This is a genomic window from Saccharothrix sp. NRRL B-16314, from assembly GCF_000716595.1.
GTDB lineage: Bacteria > Actinomycetota > Actinomycetes > Mycobacteriales > Pseudonocardiaceae > Actinosynnema.
The window spans coordinates 1-329 of sequence record NZ_JNXC01000206.1; the positions used below are offsets into that span (position 1 = coordinate 1).

Annotated in this window: 1 protein-coding gene; it reads left to right on the forward strand. The window is 70.5% G+C overall.

Annotated elements, in window-relative coordinates; all coding sequences use genetic code 11:
- Positions 1-30: 30 nt before the first annotated feature.
- Positions 31-329: acyltransferase domain-containing protein (locus tag OQ02_RS39670; protein ID WP_231500461.1), on the forward strand; the 299-nt coding region annotated here is incomplete at its 3' end.

The following is a 329-nucleotide window of genomic DNA, read 5'->3' on the forward strand; positions in this document are numbered from 1 at the left end:
GAGGACGCGGCGTCGGTGAGTGTGTCGGCGGTGAACGGGCCGCGTTCCACCGTGGTCGCCGGGGACAGCGACACCATCGAACGGTTCGAACGGGTGCTCGCCCGCGCCGGGCTGATGCGGTGGCGGGTACCCGGGGTGAACTTCGTCGGCCACTCCGCCGCCGTCGACGTCATCGAAACAGCCCTGATCGACGCCCTCTCCACCCTCACCCCCGAACCGTCACGCGTGCCGGTGTACTCCACCGTGACCGGCGGACCACACGACACCACCCGCATGGACGCGGGCTACTGGTACCGCAACCTGCGCGACCCCGTCCGCTTCCACACCGC